The 16,713-nt window shown below is 70.6% G+C and carries 16 protein-coding genes; 7 read left to right on the top strand and 9 right to left on the bottom strand.

Annotated features, from left to right (window positions below):
- Nucleotides 1-6: 6 nt before the first annotated feature.
- From AC156L_RS11835 to AC156L_RS11815, 5 genes are read right to left on the bottom strand one after another with little or no spacing between them, the layout of a single operon-like run.
- Nucleotides 7-735 (bottom strand): FadR/GntR family transcriptional regulator, encoded by a 729-nt coding sequence (locus AC156L_RS11835; RefSeq protein WP_330880329.1) that lies wholly within the window; start codon nucleotides 733-735, stop codon nucleotides 7-9.
- Entirely contained in the window at nucleotides 735-1,502 is a 768-nt protein-coding gene (locus AC156L_RS11830; protein WP_330880331.1) for a 3-oxoacyl-ACP reductase, read from the bottom strand. The genes AC156L_RS11835 and AC156L_RS11830 overlap by 1 nt, the downstream gene beginning before the upstream one ends.
- On the bottom strand, nucleotides 1,502-2,875 hold the full coding sequence (locus tag AC156L_RS11825; protein ID WP_330880333.1) for an aldehyde dehydrogenase family protein: 1,374 nt from the start codon (nucleotides 2,873-2,875) through the stop codon (nucleotides 1,502-1,504). The genes AC156L_RS11830 and AC156L_RS11825 overlap by 1 nt, the downstream gene beginning before the upstream one ends.
- Nucleotides 2,872-3,576: a gamma-glutamyl-gamma-aminobutyrate hydrolase family protein gene (locus tag AC156L_RS11820; protein WP_330880334.1), complete on the bottom strand. Its 705-nt coding sequence runs from the start codon at nucleotides 3,574-3,576 to the stop codon at nucleotides 2,872-2,874. Before AC156L_RS11820 ends, AC156L_RS11825 begins: the two co-directional genes overlap by 4 nt.
- Complete coding sequence (locus tag AC156L_RS11815) at nucleotides 3,557-4,918, bottom strand: glutamine synthetase family protein (RefSeq protein ID WP_330880336.1); 1,362 nt, start codon at nucleotides 4,916-4,918, stop codon at nucleotides 3,557-3,559. The genes AC156L_RS11820 and AC156L_RS11815 overlap by 20 nt, the downstream gene beginning before the upstream one ends.
- A gap of 209 nt (nucleotides 4,919-5,127) precedes the next feature.
- Here AC156L_RS11815 and eat point away from each other — a divergent pair, with 209 nt between their 5' ends.
- From eat to AC156L_RS11780, 7 genes are all read left to right on the top strand, one after another.
- Nucleotides 5,128-6,552 (top strand): ethanolamine permease, encoded by a 1,425-nt coding sequence (eat, locus tag AC156L_RS11810; protein WP_330880338.1) that lies wholly within the window; start codon nucleotides 5,128-5,130, stop codon nucleotides 6,550-6,552.
- Nucleotides 6,553-6,611: 59 nt separating this feature from the next.
- Entirely contained in the window at nucleotides 6,612-7,472 is an 861-nt protein-coding gene (locus tag AC156L_RS11805; protein WP_330880339.1) for a 3-hydroxybutyryl-CoA dehydrogenase, read from the top strand.
- 347 nt (nucleotides 7,473-7,819) lie between these two features.
- Nucleotides 7,820-8,239, top strand: a complete 420-nt coding sequence (locus AC156L_RS11800) for a helix-turn-helix domain-containing protein (protein WP_330880341.1) — start codon at nucleotides 7,820-7,822, stop codon at nucleotides 8,237-8,239.
- Nucleotides 8,236-8,757: a hypothetical protein gene (locus AC156L_RS11795; RefSeq protein WP_330880343.1), complete on the top strand. Its 522-nt coding sequence runs from the start codon at nucleotides 8,236-8,238 to the stop codon at nucleotides 8,755-8,757. Before AC156L_RS11800 ends, AC156L_RS11795 begins: the two co-directional genes overlap by 4 nt.
- Nucleotides 8,748-9,797 carry a hypothetical protein gene (locus AC156L_RS11790; RefSeq protein ID WP_330880345.1) on the top strand — a complete coding sequence of 350 codons (1,050 nt, stop codon included), beginning with the start codon at nucleotides 8,748-8,750 and terminating at the stop codon, nucleotides 9,795-9,797. Before AC156L_RS11795 ends, AC156L_RS11790 begins: the two co-directional genes overlap by 10 nt.
- Nucleotides 9,798-10,265: 468 nt before the next feature.
- Nucleotides 10,266-11,360: a tryptophan dimethylallyltransferase family protein gene (locus AC156L_RS11785; RefSeq protein ID WP_330880347.1), complete on the top strand. Its 1,095-nt coding sequence runs from the start codon at nucleotides 10,266-10,268 to the stop codon at nucleotides 11,358-11,360.
- 16 nt (nucleotides 11,361-11,376) lie between these two features.
- Nucleotides 11,377-12,753: a tryptophanase gene (locus tag AC156L_RS11780; protein WP_330880349.1), complete on the top strand. Its 1,377-nt coding sequence runs from the start codon at nucleotides 11,377-11,379 to the stop codon at nucleotides 12,751-12,753.
- Nucleotides 12,754-12,831: 78 nt separating this feature from the next.
- Here the strand turns inward: AC156L_RS11780 and AC156L_RS11775 are convergent, their stop codons facing one another.
- The 4 genes from AC156L_RS11775 to AC156L_RS11760 are packed head-to-tail and all read right to left on the bottom strand — an operon-like array spanning nucleotide 12,832 to nucleotide 16,700.
- Complete coding sequence (locus AC156L_RS11775) at nucleotides 12,832-13,425, bottom strand: GTP-binding protein (RefSeq protein WP_330880351.1); 594 nt, start codon at nucleotides 13,423-13,425, stop codon at nucleotides 12,832-12,834.
- A complete protein-coding gene (locus AC156L_RS11770) occupies nucleotides 13,406-13,777 on the bottom strand; it encodes a DUF742 domain-containing protein (protein WP_330880353.1) in 372 nt (123 codons plus the stop codon). The genes AC156L_RS11775 and AC156L_RS11770 overlap by 20 nt, the downstream gene beginning before the upstream one ends.
- Complete coding sequence (locus AC156L_RS11765) at nucleotides 13,777-14,214, bottom strand: roadblock/LC7 domain-containing protein (RefSeq protein WP_259628709.1); 438 nt, start codon at nucleotides 14,212-14,214, stop codon at nucleotides 13,777-13,779. The genes AC156L_RS11770 and AC156L_RS11765 overlap by 1 nt, the downstream gene beginning before the upstream one ends.
- Before the next feature lie 41 nt (nucleotides 14,215-14,255).
- Nucleotides 14,256-16,700, bottom strand: a complete 2,445-nt coding sequence (locus AC156L_RS11760; protein ID WP_330880356.1) for a sensor histidine kinase — start codon at nucleotides 16,698-16,700, stop codon at nucleotides 14,256-14,258.
- Between the last annotated feature and the right edge of the window lie 13 nt (nucleotides 16,701-16,713).

The following is a 16,713-nucleotide window of genomic DNA, read 5'->3' as shown; positions in this document are numbered from 1 at the left end:
CGGCCTCTAGCTGAGGAACCCCCGGAGCAGCGCGGCCGTGCCCGACAGGTGCTCGGCCATCTCGCGGCGCGCGGCGTCCGCGTCGCCGTCCAGGATGGCGGTGACGATCCGCTCGTGCTGCTCGTTGGAGTGCGCCAGGTTGGGCTCCAGCAACGGGATCGCGTCCAGCAGCTCGTTGGTCCGCATCCGGACGTCCGCGACGGCCGCGGTGAGCGACGCCGACCCGGTCGCCTCCGCGATGGCCAGGTGCAGGCGCGAGTCGCGGCGCCGGTACTCGGCCACGTCGGCCGCCACGCACTCGGCCAGCCTGCCGCGCAGGTTGCGGCGGTCGTTCTGGCCGAGCGACCGGCTCGCGGCGGCTTCGGCGGCCCCCGCCTCCAGGACCTGCCGCAGCGTCAGCGCGTCCGCGAGGTCCGCGCCGCTGCCCCGGTCCGGCGTGGGCTGGGGCAGCGGCAGGACCTCGTTGACGAACGTGCCGCCGTAGCGGCCCCGGCGCGACTCGACGTACCCGGCCTGCTGCAACGACCTGATGGCCTCGCGCAGGGTCACCCGGCTCACGCCGAGCCTGGTGGCCAGTTCGCGTTCGGCGGGCAGGCGTTCACCGGGCACCGCGACGCCCAGCCGGATCGCTTGCAGCAGGCGTTCGACGGTCTCCTCGAACGCGTTGCCCGCGCGGACCGGCCGGAACACCGCGGCGTCCGCGGTGGACGGTGCCTCCTGCCAGGGCTGGGCCATTACAAGGGCGTCACGTAGGCGCCGGAGATGCCGCCGTCGACCAGGAAGTTCGACGCGGTCATGAACGACGAGTCGTCGCTGGCCAGGAACGCCACCGCGGCGGCGATCTCCTCGGGCTCGGCGAACCGGCCGAGCGGCACGTGCACGAGCCGCCGGGCCGCGCGCTCGGCGTCCTTCGCGAACAGCTCCTTGAGCAGGGGCGTGTTCACCGGGCCGGGGCTCAGGGCGTTGACGCGGACGCCGTCGCGGGCGAACTGCACGCCCAGCTCGCGGCTCATCGCCAGCACGCCGCCCTTGGAGGCGGTGTAGGCGATCTGCGAGGTGGCCGCGCCCATCGTGGCGACGAACGACGCGGTGTTGATCACCGAGCCCCTGCCCGCGTCGAGCATGTACGGGATGACGTACTTGCAGCACAGGTACACCGACGTGAGGTTGACGCGGTTGACCCGCTCCCAGGCCTCGATGCCGGTGGTCAGGATCGAGTCGTCCTCGGGCGGCGAGATGCCCGCGTTGTTGAACGCGATGTCGATCCGCCCGTGCATCCCGTGCACGGCCGCGTAGAGCGAGCGCACGTCCTCCTCGTTGGTCACGTCGACCCGGTGGAACTTGCCGTCCACCTCCTTGGCCGCCGCCTCCCCCGCCTCGCGGTCGATGTCGACGATCACGATCCGCGCGCCCTCCGACGCCAGCCTGCGGGCGGACGCGAGTCCGATGCCGCTACCGCCACCGGTGATCACCGCGACGCGGTCTTCGAGCCGTCGTACCATCAGTTCTGCTCCTCAGACGAGATGAACACGTTCTTGGTCTCGGTGAACGGGTCGAGCGCGTCGGGCCCCAGCTCACGGCCGAGCCCGGACTGCTTGAACCCGCCGAAGGGCGTGGAGTAGCGCACGGACGAGTGCGAGTTGACCGACAGGTTCCCGGCCTCGACGCCGCGCGAGACCCGCAGGGCCCGCCCGACGTCACGGGTCCAGATCGAGCCGGACAGGCCGAACTCGCTGTCGTTGGCCAACCGGATCGCGTCGGCCTCGTCGGTGAACCGCAGCACGGACACGACGGGCCCGAAGATCTCCTCGACGGCGGCCGGGTCGGTGGGCGACACCGGCGCCAGGACCGTTGGCGGGAACCAGTAACCGGGCCCGGAAGGAGCGCTGCCGCGGAACGCCACGGGCGCGTCGGACGGCACGTAGGACGACACCCTCGCGCGGTGCGCGGCGGAGATGAGCGGCCCCATCTCGGTCTTCTCGTCACCGGGGTCGCCGACGACGACCCCCTTGACGGCGGGCTCCAGCAGCTCCATGAACCGGTCGTAGACGCTGTCCTGCACCAGGATCCGCGACCGCGCGCAGCAGTCCTGGCCCGCGTTGTCGAACACGCCGTAGGGCGCGGTGGCGGCGGCCCTCTCCAGGTCGGAGTCCGCGAACACGATGTTCGCCGACTTGCCGCCCAGCTCCAGGGTCACCCGCTTCACCTGGTCCGCGCAGCCCGCCATGATCTGCTTGCCGACGCCGGTCGACCCGGTGAACACGACCTTCCGCACGGCCGGGTGCGTGACGAACCGGTGGCCCACCACGGAACCCCTGCCCGGCAGGACCTGGAACACGTCCTCCGGGATGCCCGCCTCGCGGGCCAGCTCACCGAGCCGGATCGCGGTCAGCGGCGTCAGCTCGGCAGGCTTGAGCACCACCGTGTTGCCCGCCGCCAGCGCGGGCGCGAAGCCCCAGCCCGCGATCGGCATCGGGAAGTTCCACGGCACGATCACGCCGACCACGCCGAGGGGCTCGTGGAAGGTGATGTCCACGCCGCCCGCGACCGGGATCTGCCGCCCGAACAGGCGTTCCGGCGCGGCGGAGTAGTAGTGCAGCACGTCGCGGACGTTGCCCGCCTCCCACCGCGCGTTGCCGATGGTGTGCCCGGAGTTCAGCACCTCCAGCGCGGCCAGCTCCTCCACGGCGGAGTCCACGGCGTCGGCGAACCGGCGCAGCAGCCGCGCCCGGTCGGCGGGCGCGACGGCCCGCCACGACACCAGCGCCCTCTCCGCGCGCGCGATGGCCGCGTCGGTCTCCTCGACCGAGGTGAGGTCGACACCGCGCACGACCTCCTCGGTCGCGGGGTTGATCACGTCGAACGTGCTGGTCACCTGCGGACCCCCTCCTTCGCTGCCCGGACGAGCGCGGCGAACAGCCGCACGTCCTCGATGTCCTGCTCCGGGTGCGACTGCACGCCGAGCACGAATCCGGAGCCCTCCAGCTCCACCCCCTCGACGACCCCGTCCGGCGCCGTGGCCACGGCTCGCAGGCCGGTGCCGAGCGCGTCGAGGGCCTGGTGGTGGTGGCACCGCACCGCAGTCCGCTCGCCGACGATCGCGGCCAGCGCGCTGCCGCGCGCGACGTCGACGACGGTCTCGGCGAACACGCCGGGGCTCTTGACGTGCCCCTCCACGTGCTGGTGCAGCGTGCCGCCGAGGACGACGTTGAGCACCTGCATCCCCCGGCACACGCCGAGCAGCGGCAGGTCCAGCTCCAGGGCGGCGCGGGCGAGCGCGAACTCCGAGTCGTCCCGGCTCTGCCTGGGGGCGTCGGTGAGCGGCCCCGGCTCCTGCCCGTAGGCGGCGGGGTTCACGTCCGCGCCGCCGGTGATCACCAGGCCGTCGAGCCAGCCGATCGTCGAGGACCGCCAGTCCCCGCCGGGCGGCAGCAGGACGGGGTTGCCGCCCGCCGCGCGCACGCACTCGACGTAGGTCTCGTGCAGCACCGCGGCCCTCGTGTCCCACAGGCCGAACCGCACGGGTTCGGCGTAGGTGGTGAGGCCGATGAGGGGTTCAGAGCCGTTCGAAGCCACGCACGCGCTCCCAGTCGGTGACGGCCGCGTCGAACGCGGTCAGCTCGACCTTCGCGGCGTTGAGGTAGTGGTCGACCACGTCGTCGCCGAACGCCTCGCGGGCCAGCTCGCTTCCCGCCAGCGCGTCCGCCGCGTCGCGCAGCGTCGTCGGCACGGTCTCGCGGCCGGAGCTGTAGGCGTTGCCGGAGAACGGCTCCTCCAGCTCCAGCTCGGCGTCCACGCCCTTGAGGCCCGCGGCGATCAGGGCCGCGACGGCCAGGTAGGGGTTCACGTCGCCACCGGGCACGCGGTTCTCGAACCGCAGCGACTGGCCGTGGCCGACGACGCGCAGCGCGCACGTCCGGTTGTCGCGGCCCCAGGCGACGGCCGTCGGCGCGAAGCTGCCGGGCACGAACCGCTTGTAGGAGTTGACGTTCGGCGCGAGGAAGTACGTCAGCTCGCGCAGGTGGGCGAGCTGTCCGGCGAGGAAGTGCTCCATCAGCGTCGAGAACCCGTGCTCGCGGTCACCGGCGAACGCGGGCCGGTCGTCGTCGGTGCGCAGGCTCAGGTGGATGTGGCACGAGTTGCCCTCGCGCTCGTTGTACTTCGCCATGAACGTCAGGCTCTTGCCGTGGTTCGCGGCGATCTCCTTGGCACCGTTCTTGTAGATGCTGTGGTTGTCGCACGTGGCCAGGGCCTCGGTGTAGCGGAACGCGATCTCGTGCTGGCCGGGGTTGCACTCCCCCTTGGCCGACTCGACCTGCATCCCGGCGCCCTCCATACCGCGGCGGATGTCGCGCAGCAGGGGTTCGATCCGGCCGGTGCCCAGGATCGAGTAGTCGACGTTGTACTGGTTGGCGGGCTGGAGGCCGTGGTAGGCCTTGTCCCAGGCCTGCTCGTAGGTGTCGTTGAAGACGATGAACTCCAGCTCCGTGCCCACGAACGCGCGCAGTCCGCGTTCGGCGAGCCGGTCGAGCTGGCGGCGCAGGACCTGCCGGGGCGAGGCGGGGACCGGGTCGCCGTTCTCCCACCGCACGTCGCACACCACCAGCGCGGTGCCGGGCAGCCACGGCAGGCGGCGCAGCGTGCTCAGGTCGGGCTTCATGACGAAGTCGCCGTAGCCGGTGTCCCACGAGGACATCGCGTAGCCGCCGACGGTGTTCATGTCGACGTCCACCGCCATCAGGTAGTTGCAGCCCTCGGTGGCGTGCGACAGCACCTCGTTGACGAAGTACCGCGCGGCGCAGCGCTTGCCCTGGAGCCTGCCCTGCATGTCGACGATGGTGACCAGCACGGTGTCGATCGTGCCCGCCTCCACGTGGGAGCGGAGTTCGACCACGCTGAGCAAACCCTCGCTGTGCATCCAGGTTCCCTTCGCTAAAGGTCTGTTGCGGAACCATTGAGGACTATTGCTACACGGACGCAACAGTCGTGTCAACGCAAGCGTTACGCAGCTAGACACGCATTTGGACGCTTGACACTCCCACGTGACCGGGACCACTCTCAAGTCCCTGTCAAAGGACTACCCCGACTCCAATAGGGAGTGCTGTGGCCGCCGAGGGACGCAAACACGTGGCCTACCAGAAGGTGGGCGAGGACTACCTGGAACACCGTCAGCTGAAGCGGGGTGCGGCGGGCTGGGTCCTCCTGGCCGGCCTCGGCGTCTCGTACGTCATCTCCGGCGACTTCGCGGGCTGGAGCTTCGGCCTGGCGCAAGGCGGGTGGGGCGGCCTGCTGATCGCCACCGCCCTGATGGCGACCATGTACACCTGCATGGTGTTCGGCCTGGCCGAACTCGCCGCCGCCCTGCCCGTCGCGGGAGCGGGCTACGGGTTCGCCCGGCGCGCGCTCGGCCCGCTGGGCGGGTTCGCCACCGGCGTCGCCATCCTCATCGAGTACGCCATCGCACCCGCCGCGATCTCCATCTTCATCGGCGGCTACGTCGAGACGCTGGGGCTGTTCGGCCTCACCAACTCGTGGCCGGTGTACCTGTTCTGCTACGTCGTGTTCATCGGCATCCACGCGTACGGCGTGGGTGAGGCGCTCCGGGTGATGTTCGTGATCACCGGTGTCGCCGTGGTCGCGCTGCTCGCCTACGTCGTCGGGATGATCCCCAAGTTCGACGCGGACAAGCTGTTCGACATCGTGCCGACCGATGCCGTCGGGGCCAGCTCGTTCCTGCCGTTCGGGTTCGTGGGCGTGCTCGGCGCGCTCGTCTACGGGATCTGGTTCTTCCTGGCCGTGGAGGGGGTCCCGCTCGCCGCCGAGGAGGCGCGCGACCCGAGGAGGGACATGCCGCGCGGCATCATCGCGGCCATGGCGGCGCTGCTGGTGTTCGCCGCGCTGATCCTCGTCGTCACGCCCGGCGGCGCGGGCTCGGACGCGGTGAAGAGCGCGGACAACCCGCTGCCGCTGGCCGTGCGGGCGGCGTACGGCGGGGACAACCTGCTCGCGCAGGTGGTGAACTACGTCGGTCTCGCAGGCCTGGTCGCCAGCTTCTTCTCGATCATCTACGCCTACTCGCGGCAGCTGTTCGCGCTGTCCCGCGCGGGCTACCTGCCGCGCTGGATGTCGCGGACGGGCAGGCGCAAGACGCCGTACCTGGCGCTGATCGTGCCCGGCACCATCGGATTCGTCCTCGCCGTCGCCACGAAGGACGGCGCGCTGCTGATCAACATCGCGGTGTTCGGCGCGGCCGTGTCGTACGTGCTGATGATGGTGTCGCACATCGTGCTGCGGATCCGCGAGCCGAACATGGAACGCCCCTACCGCACGCCGGGCGGCGCGATCACCACCGGCGTGGCGCTCGTGCTGGCGCTCGCCGCCGTGGTCGCGACCTTCGTGGTCGACCTGCTCGCCTCCGGCATCACGGCGGGCATCTTCCTCGTCGCCATCGCCTACTTCTGGTTCTACAGCCGCCACCGCCTGGTGGCCGCCGCGCCGGAGGAGGAGTTCGCCGCCATCCAGCAGGCCGAGGCGGAGCTGGCCGACGACTGACCAGCGGTGGAACGGGGCTGGCGTGCCCGTCCCGTTCCACGACCTGGCACGATCGCGGTGTGAGTGACATTCAACGTGTGGGAGTGGTCGGCTCGGGGCTCATGGGCTCCGGGATCGCCGAGGTGTGCGCGCGAGCCGGTCTCGACGTCCTGATCGCCGAGGTGGACCTGGGCGCGACCGAGGCGGCGAAGAAGCGGATCGCGACCTCGCTCGGCCGGGGCGTGCGCAGCGGCAAGCTGTCCGAACAGGACCGCGACGCCGCGCTGGACCGGATGCGGTTCACGACCGACGTCGCCGACTTCGCCGACCGGAACCTGGTCGTCGAGGCCGTGGCGGAGCAGGAGCAGGTCAAGACGGAGGTGTTCACGGCCCTGGACAAGGTCGTGGAGGACCGGAACGCGATCTTCGCGTCGAACACCTCGTCGATCCCGATCATGAAGCTGGGCATGGCCACGAGCCGCCCCGAGCAGGTCATCGGGGTGCACTTCTTCAACCCCGTGCCGGTGCTCAAGCTGGTCGAGCTGGTGCCGTCGCTGCTGACCGGGCAGGAGACGCAGGACCGGGCGCGCGAGTTCGTGACGACCGTGCTGGGCAAGGAGGTCATCCGGTCGCAGGACCGCGCGGGCTTCGTGGTGAACGCCCTGCTGATCCCCTACCTGCTGTCGTCGATCCGGATGCTCGAATCCGGCTTCGCGTCGGCCGAGGACATCGACAACGGCATGGTGCTGGGCTGCGCGCACCCGATGGGCCCGCTGCGCCTGGCCGACCTGATCGGCCTGGACACCACGAAGGCCATCGCCGAGTCGATGTACGACGAGTTCAAGGAGCCGCTGTACTCCCCGCCGCCGCTGCTGCTGCGGATGGTGGACGCGGGTCTGCTGGGCAAGAAGAGCGGTCGGGGCTTCCACAACTACGCGTGACGAGCGTCGAGCGAGGGCCGTTCCACTCCCGTGGGGCGGCCCTCCGGCGCCCTGGAGCGTGCGCGGCGCCGCGGGTTCGCGCGCCCGCGGCACCGCGCACACCCACCCCCCAGTCCCCCCTGGCGCGGTTCCACCACAACGGGGAGGCCGGGCGGAACCGCACCACCATGTCTACCGGAGTGACGTGTTGAACCCAATCCCCAGTTACCGAATCACCCCGATGGAGCACGGCGTTCCCCACGGAGGTTGCCCGCTCCCTTAACTGGGATTGATACTTGCCGCCCGATGCGGGCGTCGTCACGTCGCGTGGGACAGTGATCATCTCAAGCGCGACAGGAGGCGCCGGAGTGACGCAGGACGACCCGCGCGACGCCATCGGAGGCTTCTCCACGTTCGCCGAGCGGTTCGACCACCTCATGTCGCACATCCCGCGGTCGCGGCCGGACGAGAACCGCCGCCGCCGGTCGCCGTTCTACTCCAACGCCGAGATCGGCCGCCTGATCGGCAAGAGCGAGCCGTACATCTCGAACCTGCGGAACAACAAGAGCGACAACCCGACCATGGACGTGATCGTCGCCATCGCGGAGGTCTTCGCGGTGCACCCCGGCGACCTCATACCGGTCGCCACGACCCACCGCAGGACCCACTCCAGCCGGGCCATGCACATCGCCGCCCGCGCCCAGCACCTGAGCCCCCGGTCGCTGGAGACCCTGGAGGCGATGGTCGAGCACTTCGCGGCGACCGACGCGGCGCACGACGAGACGTGACCGGCCGGGACCGGTTCGACGACGTCCAGCACGTGGTCGACGCGGCCCTGGCCGCGCTGCGCCGGAACGGCGTCACCATCCCGTCCCCGTGGGACGCCCGCGCGCTGTGCGACGACCTGGCCGCGCTGCGCGGCAGGCCCGTCCACCTCGTGCCCGGCTCCCGGTTCGGCTGGCGGTTCGACCACCTGTGGACCTCCGGCGACAACGCGGACTTCATCGTCCGGGCCGACCGCTCCAGCCCGGTGCACCAGCGGCACGGCGTCCTGCACGAGATCGGCCACCTGGTCCTCGGGCACGCCTGCGTGCCGATCGCTCCCGGAGCGGGGCCGGGGGCACCGCGCCCGCGCCTGGGCTACGACGACCCGGACGAGGTCGAGGCGGAGTGCTCCGCCACCACCGCGGGTCTGGAGGCCGAGGCCAGGCCGGGTGCCGTGGTCAGCACGCTCACCCCGGAGGACCGGGCCGCCGCCGACCGGCTCGCCGTGATGCTGGGCACCGAGGCGGTCACGTGGAACTGACGTCGTGGGTGCTGGTCGGCTCCACGGCGTCGGGCGCGGCGGCGGTCGTGAGCACCGCCTACGCGCTGCTGCGCGGCGGCTCCGCGGCGACGCGCCACCTCGCCGCCGGGGTCGCGCTGCTGACGACCGCGCTGTTCGTCCAGGCGGCTCCCGCGCGCACGTTCACGTTCGGCTCGCCGCACCTGGCGTGGACGCTCCAGCACGTCGCCGCGCTCGGAGCCGCCTACCTGGTCCCGTCGGGGTTCGCGCGCGTGGTCGAGGGCTCGCAGGACGGGGTCGACCGCTTCCCCCGGCCGCGCCTGGCGCTGCTGTGGGTCGCGCTCGCGGTGGTCGTCGGGTGCTTCGCCGCCCGCCCGCACGCGTCGGACTGGCTCTTCAGCCCCGCGGGCCGCTACGAGGCGGGCGGGCCCGGCGACCCGTTCGCGGCACTGGCCCACGCCACCTTCGGCGCCTACCTCGCCCGGGCCGTGGCCGCGGTGATCGGGCTGTCCCGGCGCACGGCCCGCCTGGCGAGGGCGGCGGGACGCGGACGCGTGGCGACCGGGATGCTGGTGCACGCGTGGGGCGAGGTGCCGATCCTCGTCTTCGCCCTGCACGTGGTCGCCGACAACACCGCCCTGCTGTTCGGGGTGGTGCCGCCGTGGCCGGAGGCGGCCGTCGACCAGGTGCTGATGCCGTTCGGCACGTGCCTGCTCCTGCTGGGCCTCGCCATCGCGCGGCGGGCGGCGGGAGCCACCTCCGGCGCTTCCGTTACCACCGGTACCGCGCGCTCGTCCATCCACTGTGGACCGGGGTCACGGGGGTGGTGCCGTCCGTCGCCCACACCGACCTCCCCGCGGCAGGCGGGTTCCTGCCCGGCCCGCACGCCGAGCGGCACGCCTACCGGACGTGGTGGAGCTGCGCGACGCGCTGGTCCCGCTGTGCCAGGTCGGGATCGACGTCCCGGACTCCGACGGGACCGAGGAGGGGGCGGCGAGACGGGCGGCCGAGGTGTTCGCGGCGGGTCTGCCCGCCTGGCGGGCGGGCGCGCGTCCCGGTGACGGGGAACCCGTGGACCCGCCGGTGACCTCGGCGCCGACCCTCTTGATCGAGTTGCGCTGGTGGGTCCGGGTCGTGAAAGTGGCGGACTCGATAACGACGGATCCTCACAACTCACCCCTGGTGAACGGGACATCCGACGACCCCCCGAACGGCAAAACCAATTCGAAACACGGCTTCCGCAACCTGGGTTAAGTTTTCCACCCACGGGAATCAGGCGAAACTACAACCCGTGACCAGAGTCTCAGGTGGACTAGTGCAAGCGAATGAACAGGGTGGGAGTCAAGGGTCCGAATAGCCTACCATCGCTTACCCGAGCCACCCCGACAAAGGCCCCTAATTGACGCTTGACCCTGAGTCAATTGTGTGGAGGTTCACTCAGAGTCCAGCTAGCACAACGGCATTCGGGTGGACAAAAGCCTCCAGCGGAGCGTACCTTTTCCCACGCCACGGACAAGGAGTGTCGCATCGTGAACCCCACAGGCGTCTCGATTCGAGATTTTGGCGGTAGTCAACTTCGCGACCTACTTCATTCCGTCCACCTGGGTGGTATCGCGAATAATTCAGTCGAACTCCTGAGCGAGACACTTGGCCCAGGCGGCTTTCGGCCATTGTCCAATTCCCCCTCGTGGCGCTCGGGCGTGGCCGACGACCACACACCGTTCGAGTTCTCCACGGCCTTCGCGGTCGGCGAGCCCGCGATGGTCAGGGTGCTCGTCGAGCCGACGGCCGCCGAACCGAGCCCCGCGGCCAACATGGACGCGGCGCTGGACGTGCTGGACTCGCTCGCCGGGCGCCACGGGCTCCCGCTGGACCGCTTCGACGCCGTGCGGGACCTGTTCCTGCCGTCCGAGCCGCAGGGCGAGTTCTCCCTGTGGTTCTCCCTGGTGTTCCGCGCCGACGCGAAGCCGGTCATCAAGGTCTACCTGAACCCCGAGGTGCGCGGCCGGGCCGAGGCCCCGCTGCTGGTCGGCGAGGGACTGGCCCGCCTCGGCTACGGCGCCGGGCACGCCACGATCGTCGACCACGCGCGCAGGCGCGGCGACCTGGACCGGTACTCGTTCTTCGCGCTCGACCTCACCGAGTCCTCGGGCGCCCGCGCCAAGGTCTACCTGTCCCACCAGGACGCCACCCCGGACGACGCGGTGGTCGCCGCGAGCGCGGCCCACGGCGTGGACGCCGAGACCGTGCGCGACTTCTGCCTGGTCGCGGGCGGGCGGTCCGATCCGTTCACCGGACGGCCCCTGATCTCCAGCTACACGTTCCTGCCCGGCGACGTCGACCGGCCGAGCGGCTACTCGCTCTACCTGCCGGTGCGGTCCTACGTCAACGACGACAGCGAGGCGCGGCTGCGCGTCCTCGCCACCCTCGACCAGCACCTGATCGACCCCACCGCGTTCCGCAGCGCGCTGGGGGCCGTCGCGAGGCGTCCGCTCGCCGACGGCGTCGGGCTCATCGCGCACGTGTCGCTGCGCATCGGCGCACCGCGTCCCGGTGTCACGGTCTACCTGTCGTCGGAAGCCCACAGCACGGCTTCGCCGAGAGTCGCAACGCTGGTCAGCTAGGAGAAAGAACACCGTCATGCCCCTCATGGAGCCGTACCGGATCAAGGTCGTCGAACCGATCCCGATCACCACACGCCCCTACCGCGAGCTCGCCCTCGCCCGCGCCGGGTACAACCAGTTCAACCTGACGGCCGAGGACGTCACCATCGACCTCCTCAGCGACTCCGGCACCGGCGCGCTGTCCGCCGAGCAGCAGGCCGCGGGCATCAGGGGCGACGAGACCTACGCGGGCTCCAGGTCGTTCTTCCGCTTCCGCGACGTCGTGACCGAGCTGACCGGGTACGAGCACATCTACCCCGTGCACCAGGGCCGCGGCGCCGAGCGGATCCTGTTCTCCTCGCTGCTCAAGCCGGGCCAGGTGTGCGTCAGCAACACGCACTTCGACACCACCCGCGCGAACGTCGAGCTGGCCCACGCCGTGGCCCTGGACCTGCCGTGCCAGGAGTCGAAGGACCTCGACAGCGACCACCCGTTCAAGGGCGACGTCGACCTGGCGGCGCTGCGGGCGGTGCTGGAGGGCCCCGAGGACGTCGGCCTGGTGCTCATGACGATCACCAACAACGGCGGCGGCGGTCAGCCGGTGTCGATGGCGAACCTGGAGGCCGTCGCGGGGCTCGCCCGCGCGCACGGCGTGCCGTTCTTCCTGGACGCGGCCCGGTTCGCCGAGAACGCGTGGCTGGTGACCGAGCGCGAGCCCGGCTACGGCGACCAGACGCCGCGCGAGGTGGCCCGGCGGGCGTTCGCGCTGGCCGACGGCTGCGTGGCCAGCCTGAAGAAGGACGGCATCGTCCACATCGGGGGGCTGCTCGCGATGCGGGACCCGGAGCTGGCCAAGCGGTGCGAGCTCCTGCTGATCGCGACCGAGGGCTTCAAGACCTACGGCGGACTCGCGGGCCGCGACCTGGACATGCTGGCCCAGGGGCTGCTGGAGGTCACCGAGCCGACCTACCTGCGCGCCCGCGCCTCCGCCACGGCGTACCTCGCGGACCTGGCGCGGCGCGGTGGCGTGGACAGCGTCCGGCCGACCGGGGTGCACGCGGTCTACCTGAACGCGGGCAGGCTGCTGCCGCACCTGCCGTCGGAGAGCTTCCCCGGTCACGCGCTGGCGTTGGAGCTGTTCCTGGCGGGCGGCATCCGGTGCGCCGAGGTCGGCTCGCTGTACCTGGGCGAGCTGGACGAGGACGGGAGGATGCTGAAACCCGCGCCCTACGAGCTGGTGCGGCTCGCGATCCCCCGCCGCGTCTACACCCAGAGCCACCTGGAGTACGTGGGCGAGGTCATCGCGGGCATCGCGAAGGACCCGGAGCGCGTCCCCGGCTACCGGATGGTCTACGCGCCGCCCCTGCTGCGGCCGTTCAACTGCACGCTGGAGCCGCTCGCACAACGGTCGTAGCGGCCCACCGGCACCCCGCCAGCCCGACACGGCGAAAGGCCCCCCACGAGTCCGTGGGGGGCCTTTCCCGCGTGGTCGTCAGGCCATCGCGTCGAGCCGCGACATCGCGTGCTCGATGATGCCGACGAGCACGGACTTGCTCGACTCGCGGTCGCGCACGTCGCACAGCATGACCGGGATCGACTTGTCCAGGTCGAGCGCTCCGCGCACCTCGTCGACGGCGTACTTGTGCGCGTCGTCGAAGCAGTTCACCGCGACGATGAACGGGATGTCGCGGCGCTCGAAGAAGTCGATCGACGGGAAGCTGCTGTCCAGCCTGCGGGTGTCGACCAGCACGACGGCGCCGATCGCGCCCTGCGCCAGCTCGTCCCACATGAACCAGAAGCGACCCTGTCCGGGCGTGCCGAAGAGGTACAGCACGATCTCGGGGCTGATCGTGATGCGGCCGAAGTCCAGGGCGACCGTGGTCGTGGTCTTGCCCTCGACGCCCGCCAGGTCGTCGACGCCGACGCTCGCCTCGGTCAGCAGCTCCTCGGTGTGCAGCGGAGCGATCTCGCTGACCGACTTGACCATCGTCGTCTTGCCGGTGCCGAAGCCACCGGCGATGACGATCTTGACCGGGGTGGGAACGAGCAGCTCTCCGCCCGGCCGCTCAGATTCCACGGACGCCATCCAGCACCGCCTGAAGTAGGTTCCTGTCCGGAATTTCCGCGACCCGCGCGGGGTCGCGGATGACGACGTCACCGCGCTGGATGAGGTCGCTCAACAACACCTTCACCACGACGAGCGGGACGTCGAGGTAGGCGGCGACCTCGGCGACCGACAGCGGGCGCCTGCACAGCTCCATGATCTCCAAGTGCTCCACCGTCAGCGACTCCGGGTCGGAGGCCGACGGCATCGCGCGCACCTGGGTCACGAGGTGCAGCTCGGCGGTCACCGGGCGGGTGCGGCCACGCACCATCGCGTACGGACGCACCACCGGACCGGCGGCCTCGTCGTACCACCAATCGCCGCGGCCGGTCATCAGGACGACCTACGGGCCGAAGGCAGCGGCGGTACTACTTCGACCCTCGGCGCCGAGGAGAGGTAAGTACCGACTCTTTTCACGAGCATGTTCATCTCGTAGGCGATCATGCCCATGTCGGCGTCCTCCTCCCCGAGCACAGCGAGGCACGCCCCGTGGCCCGCCGCTGTGACGAACAGGTAGGCGTGCTCCATCTCGACGATGGTCTGCCGCACCGCTCCTCCGCCGAACTGCCGTCCGGTCCCTCTGGCGAGGCTCTGGAACGCGGACGCCATCGCGGACAGGTGGTCCGAGTCGTCCTTCGACAGTCCCGGAGACCGGCCGAGGAGGAGCCCGTCCGCGGAGAGGACCACGGCGTGCCGTGCTCCCACCACGCGGCCGACCAGGTCTTCCAACAACCAGTTCAGTTCGTGGTGCTGGCTGTTCATGTCGTTCATGTGGAGATTGCCCCTTCCAGGCTCACGTCATCCACGACGAATCACGGTTCGAGGTCGTTGTCGCTGCGACGAGCCTCGCGCGCGCCCTTTTGGAATGCCGCCAAGCCCTGACGTGTGCGTTCGGCCGACCGTTCTATCTCGGCCTCCGCGATGGGTGCGGGGGCCGTGAGGTGTTCGTCGGTCGCCAGTTGTGGCGCCAGGTTCTGCTGGCGGCGTCTGCGAGGGAGCTCTGGCCGGTCCCGCGGCGAATTCATCTCCATCTGCACGGTCTCCGGCGCCTCCGGGTCGTCCACCGGCCATTGGGCTTCCCTCGGTCGCTGGGGCAACTCCACCTGTGCGATCACGGACGATCGCGGCGCTGCGTGGGAATCTCCGGCGACGTCCGTCTCCGCTTTCGCCCAGAAGTCTTCCACTCCACTGGAAAACTCGCCTGGTGCGCCCGGAAACCTGGCGTCCTCGCCGAGGTCGCCCTGGCGGGCCGCCTCAGAGTGGACGAGGTTGTGCTCCGGCGCGCCGCGCCGCGTCGCGACCTCGGCGGCGTTCGCGGGCTCGACGTTGGCCGAGGGGCCCGCGATGATCTCGGACGGGATGAGCACGAGCGCGAGGGTGCCGCCGTAGAGCGACTCGCGCAGCTCGACGCGGATCTTGCGGCGGTCGGCGAGGCGGGCGACCACGAACAGCCCGAGCCGCGACTCCCCGCGCAGCGACATGGCGTCGAACTCGGGTGGGTTGGCGAGCATCTCGTTGGCGCGGGCCCGGTCCTCCGGGCTCATGCCGAGGCCGTGGTCCTCGATCTCGACCACGATGCCCTGGGGCACCTGGCTGCTGTGCACCTGGACCTGGGAGCGGGGCGACGAGAACGCCGTGGCGTTGTCGACCAGCTCCGCGACCAGGTGGATCGTGTCGGCGACCGCGCCGCCGACCAGCGCCGTCTCGGGCACCGGGTTCATCTTGACGCGCACGTACTGCTCGGTCTCGGCGACCCCCGCCCGCAGGATGTCGATCATGCGCACGGGCTTGCGCCACTGACGGCCGGGCTGCTCACCGGCGAGGATGATCAGGTTCTCGGCGTTGCGGCGGGCGCGGGTGGCGAGGTGGTCGAGCTGGAACAGCGCGTCGAGCTGGTCCGGGTTCTCCTCCTCGCGCTCCAGCTTGTCGAGGATCTTGAGCTGGCGGTGCACGAGGCCCTGGTTGCGGTGCGCGATGTCGAGGAACACGCGGTTCACACCGTCGCGGACCTGGCTCTCCTTGACCGCCGCGGCGACGGCCGTGAACTGCGCCGCGTTGAACGCGTCGGCCACCTGCCCGATCTCGTCCTGCCCGTAGTCGAGCGGCGGGACCTCGGTCTCCACGTCGACGTGCTCGCCCTTGCGCAGGCGGTCGACGATGCTCGGCAGCCGCTCGTGCGCCAGGTCGAGCGAGTCGTTCTTGAGCTTGACCAGGCGCGAGATGAGGGCGCGGTTGACCAGGCGGTTGGAGATCCGCACGGCCACGACGATGCCGATGATCACCGCGAGCAGCGCGATCAGGCTGCCGATGAGGACCGTGTTGAACTTGTTCTCGCCGTTGGCCAGCGTGAAGTCGGCGACGGCCGTGGCCTGCTCGCTGACCAGCTCGGTCAGCTCGGCGTTGACCGGGGTCGTGGCCGCCTGCCAGTCCGCGAGGGAGACGACCCGCGAGATCTGCTCCTCGTTGCGGATCAGACCCGCCTGGTAGGACTCGGTCCTCTTCCAGTCCTCGGTGCTGGTGATCTTGCGGTAGTGGTCGCGCACGGTCGGCTCGGCGTAGGGCTCGATGGCGCCGAGCGCCGAGCGGTACGCGCCGACCAGGTTCGCGAACTCCACCCGGTCGTCCGGGGTGAAGTCACCCGCGGCCAGCGCGCCGGACGCGAGCGAGGTCGAGCGGGACATCCAGTCGGCGGCCTGGAAGTACTGGATGCCCGCGAGGGCACCCTGCACGGACTCCGGGTCGGGCACGATGCGCGCCTGGACGTTGAACAGCGCGATGCCCGCGTCGAGCACGCTGTTGTAGTAGTCGTAGATCTCCCGCTTCGGGACCTTGGCGGCCTCGACCTGGGCGCGCCGGTTCGGGAGCTGCGTCAGCAGGCCGTTCAGGTTGTTGATGCCGTCGACCACCTGCTGCGGCGCTGCGGACGCCAGTTCGGCGAAGGCGGCCTTCATGGTGCTGACCTTCTCGTCGGTCCGCAGCTGCTGCGCGCGCAGGTCGGCCGCGCTGGCTCCCGGCTGGCCGAGGCTGGTCATGCTCAGCTCGCGCTCCTGCTGGATCGCGGCGAACGTGGAGACGGCGGGGATCGAGGCGTCCTTCACACCGGCGGCGACCGAACGCTGGTAGAAACCGTCGAAGACGGTGTAGGACGAGAACAGCGCCCACATCACCAACAACACGACACTGGGGACGACCACGACACCGGTGAGTCGTGACCGGATGGTCTTGTAGTTCGTCTCCGAACTGCTCTTCTGCTTCACAGCGCTCCGCAGC

It is taken from the genome of Umezawaea sp., from assembly GCF_057122925.1.
This window is presented reverse-complemented; position numbering and strand designations above follow the sequence as displayed.

Coding starts and splice junctions, on each gene's coding strand:
- AC156L_RS11765 (WP_259628709.1), bottom strand. CDS start 14,214: ATGAACGACATGAACAGCCAGCACCACGAACTGAACTGGTTGTTGGAA.
- AC156L_RS11770 (WP_330880353.1), bottom strand. CDS start 13,777: ATGACCGGCCGCGGCGATTGGTGGTACGACGAGGCCGCCGGTCCGGTG.
- AC156L_RS11830 (WP_330880331.1), bottom strand. CDS start 1,502: ATGGTACGACGGCTCGAAGACCGCGTCGCGGTGATCACCGGTGGCGGT.
- AC156L_RS11815 (WP_330880336.1), bottom strand. CDS start 4,918: ATGCACAGCGAGGGTTTGCTCAGCGTGGTCGAACTCCGCTCCCACGTG.
- AC156L_RS11835 (WP_330880329.1), bottom strand. CDS start 735: ATGGCCCAGCCCTGGCAGGAGGCACCGTCCACCGCGGACGCCGCGGTG.
- AC156L_RS11775 (WP_330880351.1), bottom strand. CDS start 13,425: ATGGCGTCCGTGGAATCTGAGCGGCCGGGCGGAGAGCTGCTCGTTCCC.
- AC156L_RS11780 (WP_330880349.1), top strand. CDS start 11,377: ATGCCCCTCATGGAGCCGTACCGGATCAAGGTCGTCGAACCGATCCCG.